Annotated in this window: 11 protein-coding genes; 7 read left to right on the top strand and 4 right to left on the bottom strand. The window is 69.5% G+C overall.

What is annotated here, in order from left to right:
- Both ACN469_RS18740 and ACN469_RS18735 read left to right on the top strand, forming a co-directional pair.
- Positions 1–1431: carbohydrate-binding domain-containing protein (locus ACN469_RS18740; protein WP_498769798.1), on the top strand; the 1431-nt coding region annotated here is incomplete at its 5' end.
- Positions 1432–1455: 24 nt separating this feature from the next.
- Positions 1456–3126 (top strand): DUF1501 domain-containing protein, encoded by a 1671-nt coding sequence (locus tag ACN469_RS18735; RefSeq protein WP_498769796.1) that lies wholly within the window; start codon positions 1456–1458, stop codon positions 3124–3126.
- A gap of 54 nt (positions 3127–3180) precedes the next feature.
- Here ACN469_RS18735 and ACN469_RS18730 read toward each other — a convergent pair whose 3' ends face one another.
- Entirely contained in the window at positions 3181–3420 is a 240-nt protein-coding gene (locus ACN469_RS18730; protein WP_498769794.1) for a SelT/SelW/SelH family protein, read from the bottom strand.
- Positions 3421–3723: 303 nt separating this feature from the next.
- On the opposite strand from ACN469_RS18730, the gene ACN469_RS18725 reads away from it, so the two are divergent.
- Complete coding sequence (locus ACN469_RS18725; RefSeq protein WP_498769792.1) at positions 3724–5166, top strand: pyridoxal phosphate-dependent decarboxylase family protein; 1443 nt, start codon at positions 3724–3726, stop codon at positions 5164–5166.
- Here ACN469_RS18725 and ACN469_RS18720 read toward each other — a convergent pair.
- The gene (locus ACN469_RS18720) at positions 5144–7651 is read right to left on the bottom strand and encodes an ATP-binding response regulator (RefSeq protein WP_498769790.1); all 2508 of its coding nucleotides are present in this window, start codon (positions 7649–7651) and stop codon (positions 5144–5146) included. The two genes, ACN469_RS18725 and ACN469_RS18720, sit on opposite strands and share 23 nt — an antisense overlap.
- Before the next feature lie 200 nt (positions 7652–7851).
- On the opposite strand from ACN469_RS18720, the gene ACN469_RS18715 reads away from it, so the two are divergent.
- Entirely contained in the window at positions 7852–8571 is a 720-nt protein-coding gene (locus ACN469_RS18715) for a glycosyltransferase family 2 protein (RefSeq protein ID WP_498769788.1), read from the top strand.
- Between the two features lie 42 nt (positions 8572–8613).
- Here the strand turns inward: ACN469_RS18715 and ACN469_RS18710 are convergent, their stop codons facing one another.
- A complete protein-coding gene (locus tag ACN469_RS18710) occupies positions 8614–10725 on the bottom strand; it encodes a monovalent cation:proton antiporter family protein (protein WP_498769786.1) in 2112 nt (703 codons plus the stop codon).
- 166 nt (positions 10726–10891) lie between these two features.
- Complete coding sequence (locus ACN469_RS18705) at positions 10892–11395, bottom strand: hypothetical protein (RefSeq protein ID WP_498769784.1); 504 nt, start codon at positions 11393–11395, stop codon at positions 10892–10894.
- A gap of 412 nt (positions 11396–11807) precedes the next feature.
- Between ACN469_RS18705 and ACN469_RS18700 the strand changes: the two genes are divergently transcribed.
- The 3 genes from ACN469_RS18700 (at position 11808) to ACN469_RS18690 (ending at position 14448) form a co-directional block, all read left to right on the top strand.
- The gene (locus tag ACN469_RS18700; protein ID WP_498769782.1) at positions 11808–12350 is read left to right on the top strand and encodes a putative ABC transporter permease; all 543 of its coding nucleotides are present in this window, start codon (positions 11808–11810) and stop codon (positions 12348–12350) included.
- A gap of 169 nt (positions 12351–12519) precedes the next feature.
- Positions 12520–13554 (top strand): rod shape-determining protein, encoded by a 1035-nt coding sequence (locus tag ACN469_RS18695; RefSeq protein ID WP_141641347.1) that lies wholly within the window; start codon positions 12520–12522, stop codon positions 13552–13554.
- Between the two features lie 117 nt (positions 13555–13671).
- Positions 13672–14448: a LolA family protein gene (locus ACN469_RS18690; RefSeq protein ID WP_498769779.1), complete on the top strand. Its 777-nt coding sequence runs from the start codon at positions 13672–13674 to the stop codon at positions 14446–14448.
- Positions 14449–14488: the final 40 nt, after the last annotated feature.

The raw sequence follows: 14488 nt of genomic DNA, 5'->3' as shown, positions 1-14488 counted from the left end.
TGGAACCTCTACACCACCGGCACCCTCACCACGCTTCAGCCGTATGTCTTCCCCGCGTCCGCCACCTACCGCTTCACGGTGAAGGCCAAGGGCGACCTGTGCGGCCCGGACGTGCCGAACATGCAGCTCAAGGTGGACGGCGTGCTGGTGAAGGAGTGGCCCGTTCCCAACAACACGGCCTACGCGGACTTCGTACACACGCAGGCCATCACCGGCGGGGACCACATCCTGACGGTGGCCTTCACCAACGACTACGGCGAGACGGGCATCTGCGACCGCAACCTGCACGTGGACGCGCTCGTGGTGTACGGCCCCACGGAGGCCGCCACCGGCACGGCTCGCGCTGACGCGGCCAGGGCCAAGGTGGACACCGTCTACCGGCGGATGCTGTACCGCACCGCGACGTCGCAGGAGCGCGCCAACGGCTACGCGCTGGTGACGGGCCTGCTGGATATCGAAGCCAACACCGCCAAGGCGTGGAGCGGCCTGTGCGAGGGCTTGATGCGCGCCCCTGACTTCCTCTTCACCCTGCCGCCCTCCTACGAGGCGTTCTCCGGCAAGGAGCGCGACAGGCTGCTGTTGGTGAAGCTGGCGCAGGACATGCTGGGCCACCCGCCCACGTCCGCGGACTTCACCGCGCTGGAGAGCGGCACGAAGACGTGGGAGGCCATGGTGGACGCCTACCTGGCGTCGGCGGACTTCCGCTCCAACTACTTCCGCCGCATGCGCGTGCGCACGGAGAGCGAGGGGACCGCGGACACGGACGAGCCCGCGCGCCTGTGGACCTTCCTCGTCGAGCAGGAGCGCCCGCTGCAAGAATTGCTCGTCGGTGACTACTCGGTGGACGCGGCCTTCAAGCAGGTGACGCGGCCCACGCAGCACGGCAAGACGGGCGTGCTCACCATGAAGGGCTTCATCAAGAACAAGCCGGGCCTGCCGCACTACAACTACGCGGCGCGGGTGATGACGGACTTCATGGGCACGATGTACGAGGTGCCCGCCGAGGTCTTCGACATGCGCGGCGCGGCCACGGCCTCCTCCACGGTGGACCCCACCAGCATCTGCTTCTCGTGCCACCAGACGCTCACCCCGCTGGCGCACCAGCGCCTGAAGTGGGACGACGAGGGCAACTACCGGACGAAGGACGAGCAGGGCGTCACGCTGGACGACACGGACCGGAGCCTGGCGAGCACGTACGCCTTCAAGGGCCCGGGCATGGAGGCCTTCGCCACCCAGGCGGTGAAGAAGGAAGCCTTCGTGCGCCGCACGCTCAACGCCCAGTACGCCCTCTTCTTCGGCCGGGAGATGCGGCACCAGGAAGACGAGCGCGTCATCTACAAGCGCCTGTGGGACGTCAGCCAGGCGCAGCACGGCAACTTGAAGGCCGTGCTGAAGACCATCGCCACCTCGCCCGAATACCTGCGCCAGTAACCGCGCCCCCAAAGGACCGCCGCCATGAACCGCCGCCGATTCCTCGCGGGCGCCGCAGCGGGCGCCGCCATCAGCACCCTGGACTGGCTCCGCTTCTTCCGCTCCTTCGGAGTGCCGGGGACGAAGAAGGAGCTGGGCTTCGCCGAGGCCGCCGCCGCCGAGGCCGACAACCCGCACTTCCTCATCTACTGGTTCCAGGAGGGGGGTTGGGACGGGTACTCGATGTTCAACCCCGTCCACACGCCCAATGACTCCATCCGGGTCATCCCCGCCGGAGAGCTGCGGCCCACGCCCTCCTGGACGCAGCACCGCTACCGCCCGAAGAACTACGGCACCACGCCGTCGGACCCGCCCAAGACGCAGGGCAACATCAACTACGGCTACCTGGCGCAGGACGGCCTGGACCTGTTCCCGGAGCTGGCGGTGGTGTCCAGCCACAACGGCAACACCTTCCACTCCGGCGGCCGGTGGGAGTACCACTACGGCAAGTACAGCGCGTCGCTGTCGGGCAAGCGCAACGCGGACGAGCGCACGGTGATGCAGGCGTTCTGCGAGGCGTACGGCACCGGCTACCTGCTGCCCCACGTCTCCTGGCACCGCTGGCTGTCGGACGGTGAGCTGTCCATTCCCTCATATCCGGAGGGCACCGGCTACTACGAGAAGCTGGGCCCGGTGCACGCCCACACGCTCTACGGCAAGACGCCTGGCGCGATGCGCGACAGGTTGTCCTCGCTAGGCAACGTGGCGCAGGGCCAGCGCGACGCGCGCATCCGCCAGTTCACCGACAACCTCCAGGCCAGCTTCCTGGCGGAGAAGAACAGCGAGTCGGTGCGCGCCTTCTCGTCCGCGCTCCAGATTCACCGCGCGCTGACGGCCGGTGGCAGCATCAACCTGGACCCGCGCACGTTGTTCACCAACACCGCGCTGCGCGCCGAGTTCGGCGTCACCGCCGCGGACGAGGCCACCGACTCCTCGTCCATCAACGGCAACCCCGCCCGCACGAAGGAGACGCCCAACACCAACGTGCAGGCGTTGATGACGTACGAGCTGATGACGAAGGGCCTGTCCATCGGCTTCTTCATCGAGAACCGGGGCCTGCGCCAGTTCGACACGCACCGCGACAGGCGCTCCATCATGAGCAACAAGGGCCAGACGGAGCAGCGCGACACCATGCGCAAGCACCTCTGGAACCCGCTCAAGGCGCTGGTGGCCCGGCTCAAGTCGACGCCGTACGGGACGACGGGCAAGAGCTACTACGACTTCACCACCATCGTCCTCGCCTCGGAGATGGGCCGCACGATTCAGGGCGACGTGGAGGGCATCCTCACCAAGGCGGGTGTGACGGACGCGCAGAAGTACGAAGAAATCATGCTCCAGGACTGCTGCCAGCACTGGCGCGTGAACAGCGCGGCGTTCCTGGGCGGCACCGTGCGCGGCAACACGCAGTACGGCCGCGTGGGCAGCGTCTCGCTGGACGGCATCCCCCTGATGCCGGACGGCACGCTGGACCCCGCCTATGACCCGGACACGGGCCTGCTGATTTCGGGTAGGACGAAGAACCCCAACAGCTTCATCTCCGACGCGGGCCACGTGTACTCGACGGCGCTGCACCTGTCCGGCCTGGACCCCGTGGCCCTGAAGGCCGCGGGCAAGGGCAAGAACGACAGGCCGGCGATGAAGTTCATCAAGCGCTGAGGCGATGACGAAGGCGACCTGGCGTGCTCCTCCGGGTCGCCCTCGCCGCGGAGGTCATCCGTCCAGGGCGCGCGCCACCGCGTCGACCACCTCCTGGTCCGTGGGGAAGGCCAGCGAGGCTTTCCGGATGACGACCTTGTCACCCACCCTGACCTCGTAGCTCCCCGACGGTCCTGGCTTCAGCTCCGCCTCTACATCCAGCTCGTCCTTCAGCGCGGCCGCCGCACGGGCGGCCCGAGGCTTGTAGCCTCAGGAATTACAGTAGGTAATCGAGACCGGCTTCGCGTCCGCCATGGTGCGTCTCCTCGCGTGGGCGCATCAGCCGCGCCCGTCTCCCTGGAGATAATGCGTTTCACCCGCGCGGGCCAGCCTGCCTGCCTGCCCGCGCCGCACGTCCGCGCAAGTCGTGCGGGGCCCGGAGGCTCCGACTCTCGACCCACGCCGCCCATGTGCGCAAACCGTGCGCGGCCCTGAGGCCCTCTCTCACCTGAACACGCCGCGCGCCCGCGCGGGTCGTTCATTGGCGAGCGGGACTTCAGGCTCCGCGCTCGTGCCCTAGGACGTCGCCTCCCGTCGCGGCTAGGTTCCCGGTCCGCCATGACCGACTTTCGTGAGCGCATCGCCGCCGCCTATGACACCGAGGCCTTCCGTCGCGAGGGCCGCAAGCTGATGGACACGCTGGCGGACTACCTGGCCCAGGCCGAGCGCGGCGAGGGCATGCCCGTGCTGCCGTGGGCGGCCCCCGCGGTGAACGTGGACCGCTTCGCCGCGTCCTTCCCCGAAGAGCCCACCGGCGACTTCGCGGAGCTGGTGGCGCGCGTGCTCTCCGGCTCCAACCACCTGCACCACCCGCGCTACGTGGGCCACCAGGTGACGGCCCCCGTGCCGCTGGCCGCGCTGTGCGACGCCGTCTCCTCCCTCCTCAATAACGGCATGGCCGTGTACGAGATGGGCCCCGTCTCCACCGCCATGGAGCGCAACGTGCTGCGGTGGATGGCCGCGCGCCTGGGCCTGCCCGAGTCCTCCGACGGCGTGCTGACCTCGGGCGGCTCGCTCGGCAACCTCACCGCGCTGCTCGCCGCGCGGCAGGCGAAGGCCGGCTATGACGCCTGGAACGACGGCGCGCACGCGGGGCCGCCGCTCGCCGTGCTGGGGCCGACGACGGCGCACTACTGCCTGTCTCGCGCCACGCGGGTGATGGGCTGGGGCGCCGGCGGCGTGGTGCCCGTCCCCGTCGACGAGCGCTTCCGGCTGCGCCCGGAGGGCCTCGGGCCCGCGCTGGACGCGGCCACGCGCGCGGGGCGCAAGGTCATCGCCGTCGTCGCCAGCGCCGGCTCCACCGCCACCGGCACGTTCGACCCGCTGGAGCCCGTGGCCGACTTCTGCGAGCGCCACGGCCTGTGGTTCCACGTGGACGCCGCGCATGGCGCCGCAGCCGTGCTCAGCCCCGAGTACCGCCACCAGGTGCGCGGCATCGACCGCGCGGACTCCGTCGTCTGGGACGCGCACAAGGGCCTGTTGATGCCCGCGCTCGTCACGGCCGTCCTCTTCCGCGACGGCGCGCGCTCCTTCGAGTCCTTCGCCCAGGAGGCCAGCTACCTCTTCGGCGACGCCGAGCGCCCCTGGAGCGACGTGGCCCTGCGGACCATGGAGTGCACCAAGGAGATGATGGCGCTCAAGCTCTACGTCTGCCTCAGCGTGCTGGGCACGCGCCTGTTCGCGGACGCGGTGACGGAGTCGTACACCCAGGCCCGCCGCTTCGCCGAGCGCCTGTCCGCCGCCTCCGACTTTGACGTGCCGGTGGCCCCTGACTGCAACATCGTCTGCTTCCGCCACACGCCCGCGCACGTCCCGCCCGAGGAGTGGGACGCCCTGCAGGCGCGGCTGCGTGAGCGGCTGGTGACGCGCGGGGACTTCTACCTGGTGCAGACGAAGCTGCCCCGGGGCGTGTACCTGCGCGTCACCCTCATCAACCCCCTCACCACCGACGCGGACCTGGACGCGTTGATGGAGGCGCTCAGGACGGCAGCTCGACGGTGAACTCGCTGCCGACGCCGGGCTCGGAGGCCACCGAGACGACGCCGCCCAGCACCGACACCATCTCCCGCACCAGCGTCAGTCCCAGGCCCACGCCCGGCTTGGACTTGTGCTCCAAGGGCTCCAGGTGCTGGAAGGGCTCGAAGACGCGCGACTGCGCGGCGCGGGGGATGCCCGGGCCGGTGTCGCGCACCCGCAGCCGCCAGCCCTGGGGATGCTCCTCCACCGTCACCGACACACCGCCCTGCTCGGTGTACTTCACCGCGTTGGTCACCAGGTTGAGCAGCACCATCTGGACGATGCGCGGGTCCGTGCGCGCCTCCGCCTTGCCGGGCGGACGCTCCAGCTCCAGCGCCAGGCCCTTGCGCCGCGCCTCCGCGCGCGCCTCCGCCACCACCTCCTCCACCACCTCGCCCAGGTCCACGACCTGACGCCGCACCACCAGCCGGCCCTCCTCCAACTGGTTGTACTGGAGCACCATCTCCACCATGTCCCGCAGCCGCACGGTGGAGCGGTGCATCCGGTCGAACATGTCCACCGCCTTCGGCGGCATTCCGCCCAGCTCCCGCTGGAGGGCATGCTGCGTGAGCTGGAGCACCGACAGCGGCGTGCGCAGCTCGTGCGACACCAACTGGAGCAGCGTGCTGCGCGACGTGCTGGCGCGCTCGGTGGTCTCCAGCGCCACTTCCAGCTGGCGCTTGCGCATGCCCAGCTCGCGAGCCATCGCCTCCAGGTCCACCGAGCGCGCGGCCAACAGCCCCTGCAACACCTCGCGCGTGCGCTTCATCACCGCCAGGTTCGTCACCCGCGCCACCAGCTCCTCGGACACGAAGGGCTTCACCACGTAGTCCTGCGCCCCCGAGCGCAGCAGGTCCACCCGCTGCGCATCGTCCGCGCGCGCGGTGAGCAGCAGGATAGGCGTGGACTCGATTCCCGGACGCGAGCGCACCGCGCGCACCAGCTGGTCTCCCCCCATGCGCGGCATCATCAAGTCACTGACGATGACGTCCGGCTGCATCCGCTCCGCCTGCACCAGGCCGTCCACGCCGTCCACCGCGGTGGCCACCTGGAAGTCCTTCGACAGCGTCTCCACCACGAAGCGGCGCATCTCCCGCGTGTCCTCCACCACCAGCACGCGCGGGCGGCTCGAGTCCTCCGCGCGCGTCGACGCCATCACCTCCCGCGCCTCCGGCCGCAGCACGTCCAGCTCCGCGCGCGCCGCCGCGCGCTGCTCCACCCGCGCCTCCACCTCAGGACGGGCCGACAGCTTCGCGCCCGTGGGCGCCATCAGCGGCAGCTCCAACACGAAGCGGGCGCCGCCGCCCGGCCGGTCGTCCACCCAGATGCGCCCCTCGTGCAACGACACGAAGTCACGGGTGATGGCCAGCCCCAGCCCGGTGCCTCCCAGGTCTCGCACCGTGTCGTCGTCCCCCTGGCGGAAGCGCTCGAAGATGGCCTCGCGCAGCTCGGGCCGCACCCCCGGTCCGGTGTCCTCCACCACCAGCCGGCCCCGCCCGGCCTCCGCGCTCAGCGCGACGCGGATGCTGCCACCCGGAGGCGTGAACTTGGCCGCGTTGGACAAGAGGTTCAGCACCACGCGGTCCAGCTTCTCCGAGTCCACCTGCGCCGGCAGCATGGCCGGCAGCTCCAGCTCGAAGTCCAGCCGCCGCTCCGCCGCCAGGCCCTCGAAGTTCTCCGCGCCCAGGCGCACCAGCCTCGCCAGGTCCACCTCCTCGTACTGCAGGCGCATCTTCCCCGCGTCCAGCTTGGCCACGTCCAGCAGCGCATTCACGTGCCGCAGCAGCACCCGCGCGTTGCGGCGCACCACCTCCAAATCCTTGTGGGCGGACTCGGGCAGCTCCCCCTGGTGCAGCAGCCGCTCCACCGGCCCCAGGATGAGCGTCAGCGGCGTGCGCAGCTCATGGCTGACATTGGCGAAGAAGCCCGTGCGCTGCGCCTCCGACTCCTTCAGCCGCGCGTACAGGTTCTCCATCTCCAGCGAGCTCTTCTCCAGGCGCACCCGGCGCTCCTCGGAGAGCCTCGCCGCGTCCGTGAACTCCACCACCCGCCCGCGCAGCGGCACCAGGTACATGCCCGTGGCCACCGACGCCACCGCCGTCACCACCTTGATGCCACCCGCCAGGTAATAGGCCGAATACCAGACGTTCCACACCTCCATCAGGTGCGTCAGCCCACACGCACCGATGAAGACGCCGAAGGACAGAATCATCCCCCCGAATGGCAGCCGGCTGCGGCGCACCATCGCGTACAGCGTCAGGGAGATGAAGAAGTAGGCGGCGCCGATGAGCGCGTCCGACACGACATGCATCACCACCAGCTCCTGCTTCCACAGGTAGCAGTGGCCATGAGGCATGTTCCAGGCACCGTAAAGCACGTCCCGTAGACCCGCCCAGGGGCCCTCATCCGCCAGGGAAGACCGCTCCAGGGAAACCGCGCCGCGCACCGCATGTCCGAGCTGGTCGTTCATGGCGTTCCCTTCCGCTGTTCCGCATGAAAGGGGAGCCCCCCAAGGCCCTCCCCCCAACGGAGCATTCCACGCAAAACAGGCGACTCTTGCCACCCCCCATCTCACACCCTCCCGCGCGGAAAGGGCATGCGCCTTGAGACCGCGCGCCGGGTGCTGGACAGTCGCCCCCTGGGTCGAAATGAGATAGAGCGCGGAGCGCCATGCTCGTCTCTCTCGTCATCCCCGTTTACAACGAGGTTCCCACGCTCGCGGAGCTGCTGCGCCGCTGCATCGCCGTCGACTTTCCGAAGGAGCTTGTCCTGGTGGACGATTGCTCTCGGGACGGAAGCCGGGAGTTGCTCCAGCAGCTCGCGGAGCAGGGGTTGGGCGTGTTGGGTGGGTCCCCGAAGAACCGGAACGAAATCCGGGTGCTGTTCCAGGAGCAGAACCAGGGCAAGGGCGCGGCGCTGCGGCGTGGCTTCGCGGAGGCGACGGGGGACATCATCCTCGTGCAGGACGCGGACCTGGAATACGACCCGAGGGACATCCCGAAGGTGATTCAGCCCATCCTGGACGGCGATGCGGACGTCGTCTTCGGCAGCCGCTTCACCGGGACGCCCCGGCGGGTGCTGTACTACTGGCACACGGTGCTCAACAACCTCCTGACGACGCTCTCCAACATGACGAGCGGGCTGAACCTCACGGACATGGAGACCTGCTACAAGGCCTTCCGCGCCGAGGTGCTGCGCTCCGTCGAGGTGGAGGAGAACCGCTTCGGCTTCGAGCCCGAAATCACCGCCAAGGTAGCCCGCGGCAACTGGCGCATCTTCGAGGTGCCCATCAGCTACCACGGGCGCACGTACGAAGAGGGCAAGAAGATTGGCTGGAAGGACGGCGTGCGCGCGCTCTACGTCATCGGCAAGTACGCGGTGAAGCGGTAGGGGCGGCGGCACACGGCCACCGCCCCACCCGGCGGGCTCGGACTACCCGTGGGCCCGCGTCTCCGGGAGCGGGGACTCGGGCGGCGGCGCGGCGGGCTCCACGCCCGACAGGAGCGCCTTCGCCGCGTCCACCGCCTCGCACGTGCCCGTCAGCGCGAGCACGTCTCCCACCCGCAGCACCTCTTGCGCGGTGGGCACCGAGAGGCTCTCCTCACCGCGCTGGATGGCGAGCACCGTCGCGCCGGTGAGGCCGCGCAGGTTCACCTGGGCCAGCGTCTTGCCCGCCACCGGGCTCTTCTCCTCCAGCCGCACGGACGCCGGCGCGCCCAGGCCCGGCAGCAGGCCCTGGACGTGGTCCAGCGCGTGCTCTTCAGCGCCCGGCTCCTTCGAGTGCGACTGCGCCGCCAGCGCCGCGACGATGACCTGCGCTCCGGCGCGCACGTGGCCGTGCAGGTTCGTCGCGCCGCGCCAGAACGCCACACCCAGCGCGCCCACCAGCGTCAGCACGATGAGGGGACCGGTGGCGCCCTTGAGGAACGGCTGCGTCACCACGACGATGGGGATGCCCACCAGCAGGATGATTCCCACCTGCAGCGTGACGAGCAGCACCCGCCGGGGCGCCGCGGCCAGGTCCAGCTTTCCGTCCTTGCGCGCCGGCAGCGCGGCCTCCGCGAGCGTCGCGCCCAGCCGCCGGGCGATGCCGATGACGCCCAGGATGAACGGCACCGACAGCAGCACCGCGCCGCCGAGGATGACGTTCTTGGACACGTCCTCGTCCAACCCCGTCCGCGTCTCGACGAAGCCCGCCATGCGCTCGGCCGACATCGTCGTACCAATCACCAGCGTCACCAGCAGCACGGCGTCCAGCACCAGCAGGCGAATCAGCCGCCGCACGTCCGCGCCCAGCGTCTCGCGCCGGGGCGCCTGTCGCAGCCGCTCCACCCAGGTGCCATACAGCGTGACGAAGGTCTGCATCGGCTTGGGCAGCTTGCGGTCCACCCACGTCGCCACCGGCCCCGACACCTTGATGAGCAAAGGCGTCGTCAAGGTGGTGATGGCCGACACCGCCACCGCCACCGGATAGATGAACGAGCCCGTCGCCTTCAGCGACAGCCCCAGGCCCGCGATGATGAAGGAGAACTCACCAATCTGCGCCAGGCTCATGCCCGCCTGGACGGACGTGCGCGTGCCGTTGCCGGTGAGGAAGGCCCCCAGCGTCACGCTGATGAGCTTGCCCAGGATGACCACCGCCGTGAGGACGAGGATGGCGGCCCAGTGCTCGACGATGAGCTCCGGGTTGATGAGCATGCCCACCGACACGAAGAAGATGGCCGCGAACATGTCGCGCACCGGCTGCACCAGGTGCTCCACCAGCTTCTCCTCGCCCGACTCCGCCACCAGCGAGCCCGCGAGGAACGCGCCGAGCGCCACCGAATAGCCGAACGACTGCGCGAGCAGCGCCACCGCGAAGCAGATGCCCACGCTCGTCACGAGCGTCGTCTCCGGCCGGTTCAGCTTGATGACCGCGCGCATGGCCCGGGGGATGATGAACAGGCCCACCGCCACCAGGCCCACCAGGAACGCCACCAGCTTGCCCGTGGTGAGCGTCAAGTCCTTCACGTTCAGGCCCGCGCCCGTGGAGATGGCCGTCAGGGTCGCCATCAACAGCACGGCGATGAGGTCCTCGACGATGAGCACCCCCACCACCAGCTCGCGCAGCTTTCCCTTGATGCCCTGCTCGTCGAACGCCTTGGCGATGATGGTGGTGCTGGAGATGGCGATGAGCGCGCCGGTGAAGAGGCTCTCCAGCGTCGTCCACCCGAAGGCCCGCCCCACCACGAAGCCCAGCCACACCATGATGCTGCACTGGATGACGGCCGTGACGCCCGCGGTGAAGCCCACGGAGAACAGCTTGCGGAGGCTGAACTCCAGCCCCAGCGAGAACATCAGCAGGATGACGCCCAGCTCCGACAGCGTCGTGACGACTTCCGGGTTGGCCACCAGCGGAATCGGCACGAAGGGACCCACGACGAGTCCCGCGAGGATGTAGCCCAGCACCACGGGCTGTCGCAGCTTTTGGAAGAGAACAGTCGTCACCGCGGCGACGCACAGGACAATGGCAATGGCCTGGAGGACCTCGTGGGCTCCGTGCATCAGGTCACCTCAAGAATGGGAAGCTCGGCTGGGACACGACCTGCCCCGCCCCGAGAAACCGGAGACAAGGGCCGTCGCGCGCGAAGGAAAGGAAAAGACGTCGTAACGCCCGAAATACCTCCGGGCTCGCTCAAGCGCACGGTGCCGGGCAAGGCCGGCGCGACGCTCAGGAGCTTCGCGGGGGGCCGCGCAACGGGCGGGTGACGATGGAGGGCCGGTCCGCGATGTCCCCGCTCGAGGTGGGGGCCGCCGCGGAGCGACGTTCTCTCAAGGTGACGCGCGCGACGGCGTGCCTGCGCTCCCGGCCCCAGCGATGGAGGGCCTGGAGGTCCGGCTCGAAGGGGGCGCGGCCTCGCGCGGAGGACGGCGGGGCGAAGGCCAGGCCGGAGCCGACGTGGAGCGCCGAGTCCCAGCCGCCCAGGTCGGTGACGTGGAACTGCGCGCCCCACCGGCGGGAGGGCCCCTTGGAGGACTTCGCCCCCTGGCGGACGGAGGTCGCGCCGGTGTCCAGGTAGAAGCTCCGCTCCGTGGCCCACACGGTGGGGCACTCGGCGGCTTCTGGACGGAGGACCGTCGCCAGGACGAGGCTGACTCCCAAGGCGAGCAGCACCGTCCGGAGCGTCTCGCTCCCGGAGCCGGGCAGTCGCGATGTCGTGCCGGGGGAGCGCATCACTCGTTCAGGTACTACGGCGGACCTGGGGCCGTAAAGCGCGCCCTTCCTCACGCCCGCCAGTCCGCTGGAGTCAGGCTACTGGCGCGGACGAGGTGGCGAGCGCTGCCCCCACCACGAGGACGCCACGACCTGGCCTGGAGTCCGGGCGTCACGACGCCGAGGCGCGCGGCTCGCCGAGGCTCACGCTGACGCGCGGGGACGACGCCCCGCTCCAGGCGGGTGCGTCAGGGTTCTGTAGGGCCATGTCGCTCCGCGAAGTCGCGCCTCCCAAGTCAGCGTGGTGGGCCGGAGTCGCGGCACGCCCCCCGTGTGGATGGGAGGAACGTCCACCGGTGCACATCCGCGGCAGGCGGCGATTCGAAGCGCGGTGGGGCCTGCCGGTTGGGAGGATCAGCCCTAGCTTGAGGACGTGCTTTCACGATTCTTGCTCTACGGGTGCACGGGTTGGGTGATGGAAGTGCTCTTCACGGGCGCGGGCGCGGCCTTGAGCAGGGACCGGAGCGCCACGGCGCGAACCTACCTGTGGATGCACCCCATCTATGGGGGCACGGCGCTGGCGCTGGAGGAGGTCTCCGCGCGGCTCAAGCCCCTGCCCCGGCCCCTGCGGGCCCTGGCCTACACCGCCCTCATCTTCGGCGCGGAGTACGCCACGGGGTGGGTGCTGCGAAAGCTGCTCGGCCGCTGCCCCTGGGACTACGCGCCGCACCGGTGGAGCGTGCACGGGCTCATCCGCCTGGACTACGCGCCCGCCTGGTACCTCACCGCGCTGCTGTTCGAGCCGGTCCGGGATGGCCTGCTCCACGTCACCAGCGATGCCTTGCGCCACACCCCCGAGTACCGTGAAGCGGAGCGGGCGGGAGAGCTGCCCGTGTGCCTGCCTGAAGGGCAGGCCGAACAGGCCGGGGTCGTGGCCACGCGCTTCGAGCAGGTCCAGTCGGAAGCGGCGCCCTGAAGCCCTGGGCCTCGCCTGACCAAGTCCGGTGGCCGACTGCCCCCCAGGCGGTTATTGGAGCGCCGCCGGCTTTTCTTCCTCCGTGCCGCGTCGCGTAGTACCTTCGCGACCGCTCTTCCCACGCGCCAGCGGGAAATTCCGCCGACTCTTCGAAAGTTTCCGCCCTCGTATGTTCGACTGGCTTCACACCCTTTTTTCGCGCGACCTCGCCATCGACCTCGGGACGGCGAACACGCTCATCTACATCCGCGGTCAGGGCATCGTGTCCAACGAGCCCTCTGTGGTGGCCGTTCAGCATGACGCGCGCGGGGGCAAGAAGGTCCTCGCGGTGGGCAAGGAAGCCAAGGAGATGTTGGGGCGGACGCCGGGCAACATCGTCGCCATCCGGCCGATGAAGGACGGCGTCATCGCCGACTTCGAAATCACGGCGGCGATGCTGCGCTACTTCATCCAGAGCGCGCACAACCGCAAGACGCTGGTCAATCCGCGCATCATCATCGGCATCCCCTCGGGCATCACCGAGGTGGAGCGCCGCGCGGTGCGTGAGGCGGCGGCGAACGCGGGAGCGCGCGAGGTCTACCTGATTGAGCAGCCCATGGCGGCGGCCATCGGCGCGGGCCTTCCGGTGACGGAGCCCAGCGGGAACATGATTGTGGACATCGGCGGTGGCACGTCCGACGTCGCGGTCATCAGCCTGGCCGGCATCGTGTTCGCCAAGAGCGTGCGCATCGGCGGCGACAAGCTGGACGAAGCCATCATTCAGTACGTGAAGCGCAAGTACAACCTGCTCATCGGTGAGCGCACGGCCGAGCTCATCAAGATGGGCATCGGCACCGCGTACCCGACGGACGAGGTCATGACCATGGAGATCAAGGGTCGCGACCTGGTGGCCGGTGTGCCGCGCACGCTGACGGTGTCCAGCGACGAGGTCCGCGACGCGCTCGCCGAGCCCGTCAACGGCATCGTCGAGGCCGTGAAGCTGACGCTGGAGCGCACGCCGCCGGAGCTGGCCGGTGACATCGCCGACAGGGGAATCGTCCTGGCTGGTGGTGGCGCGCTCTTGAAGAACCTGGACACGCTCTTGCGCGAGGAGACGGGCCTGCCCGTGTTCCTCGCGGAGGACCCGCTCTCCGCCGTGGTGATGGGGGCGGGCAAGGCGCTGGAGTCGCTCGATATCCTCCGGCAGGTCTGCCAGCCGGGCTGAGGCTCGAAAGTCACGTCCCGCGTGCGCCACGGCGCCGTGCCTTTCGCGAGGCCGGCGCCGTTCGTGTGTCCGGGGTTGGTTTGACAGCCATGCGGCGCCTGGATTGTGGTGCGCGGCATGAGCTCAATCTCGGTTCGTCAGACGCTGTCGGGAGTCCTCGCCGCCACGATGCTGCTGTCCACGCCCGCCCTCGCTGACTGGGTCGGGGACCTGCGCGTGAAGAGCGCCGCGTTGCCCGGACAGAAGGGCACGCCCCCGGAGACGAAGGGCAAGATGTACGGCCGCACGGGCATGCTGCGCATGGACCTGGCGCCCGCCGAGGTTCCCGGTGGCATGTCCATCATCTTCGACTGGGACAAGCGCACGGGCACCACGCTCTTCCACGGCAGGAAGGCCGCCACCAGTCGCAGCCTCGATGACATGTCCGTGAAGATTCCTGGCGCCTGTGTGGGGAAGACGCAGGACTTCGACGCCTGCTTCAAGGAGCAGGGATTCAAGAAGGTCGGCACCGAGAAGGTCAACGGTCATCCCACGGTCGTCTACGAGGGTGTTCCTCCCGGCGCCGAGGGCAGCATCCAGCGTCAGAAGGTCTGGCGCCCCACGGACCTCCCCGAGGTTGCCTACGTGCGCAGCCAGACGTTCGACAAGCAGGGCAAGGTCCAGGCGGACATCGACGTCACCAACATCCAGATGGGCGCGCAGCCCGCCTCGCTCTTCGCCGTTCCCCCCGGTTACGAGGAGCTGGACGCCGCCAGCGCCGCGCCGCCCATCATGGGGTCCTTCAAGCCCGAGGACTTCAAGGGCAAGACGCCCGAGCAGATTCAGGAGATGATTCGTCAGCGCATGGGCCAGCAGGGCACGCCGCCCGCGCCGCCTCCCGCGAAGAAGAAGTAACCCAGTATGCGCCACGGCGCCGTGCTTCCGCGAGGACTCG

Source organism: Corallococcus terminator, from assembly GCF_049194865.1.
Classification (GTDB): Bacteria; Myxococcota; Myxococcia; order Myxococcales; family Myxococcaceae; genus Myxococcus; species Myxococcus terminator_A.
This window is presented reverse-complemented; position numbering and strand designations above follow the sequence as displayed.

Coding starts and splice junctions, on each gene's coding strand:
- ACN469_RS18705 (WP_498769784.1), bottom strand. CDS start 11,395: ATGCGCTCCCCCGGCACGACATCGCGACTGCCCGGCTCCGGGAGCGAG.
- ACN469_RS18720 (WP_498769790.1), bottom strand. CDS start 7,651: ATGAACGACCAGCTCGGACATGCGGTGCGCGGCGCGGTTTCCCTGGAG.
- ACN469_RS18710 (WP_498769786.1), bottom strand. CDS start 10,725: ATGCACGGAGCCCACGAGGTCCTCCAGGCCATTGCCATTGTCCTGTGC.
- ACN469_RS18715 (WP_498769788.1), top strand. CDS start 7,852: ATGCTCGTCTCTCTCGTCATCCCCGTTTACAACGAGGTTCCCACGCTC.
- ACN469_RS18690 (WP_498769779.1), top strand. CDS start 13,672: ATGAGCTCAATCTCGGTTCGTCAGACGCTGTCGGGAGTCCTCGCCGCC.
- ACN469_RS18725 (WP_498769792.1), top strand. CDS start 3,724: ATGACCGACTTTCGTGAGCGCATCGCCGCCGCCTATGACACCGAGGCC.
- ACN469_RS18735 (WP_498769796.1), top strand. CDS start 1,456: ATGAACCGCCGCCGATTCCTCGCGGGCGCCGCAGCGGGCGCCGCCATC.
- ACN469_RS18695 (WP_141641347.1), top strand. CDS start 12,520: ATGTTCGACTGGCTTCACACCCTTTTTTCGCGCGACCTCGCCATCGAC.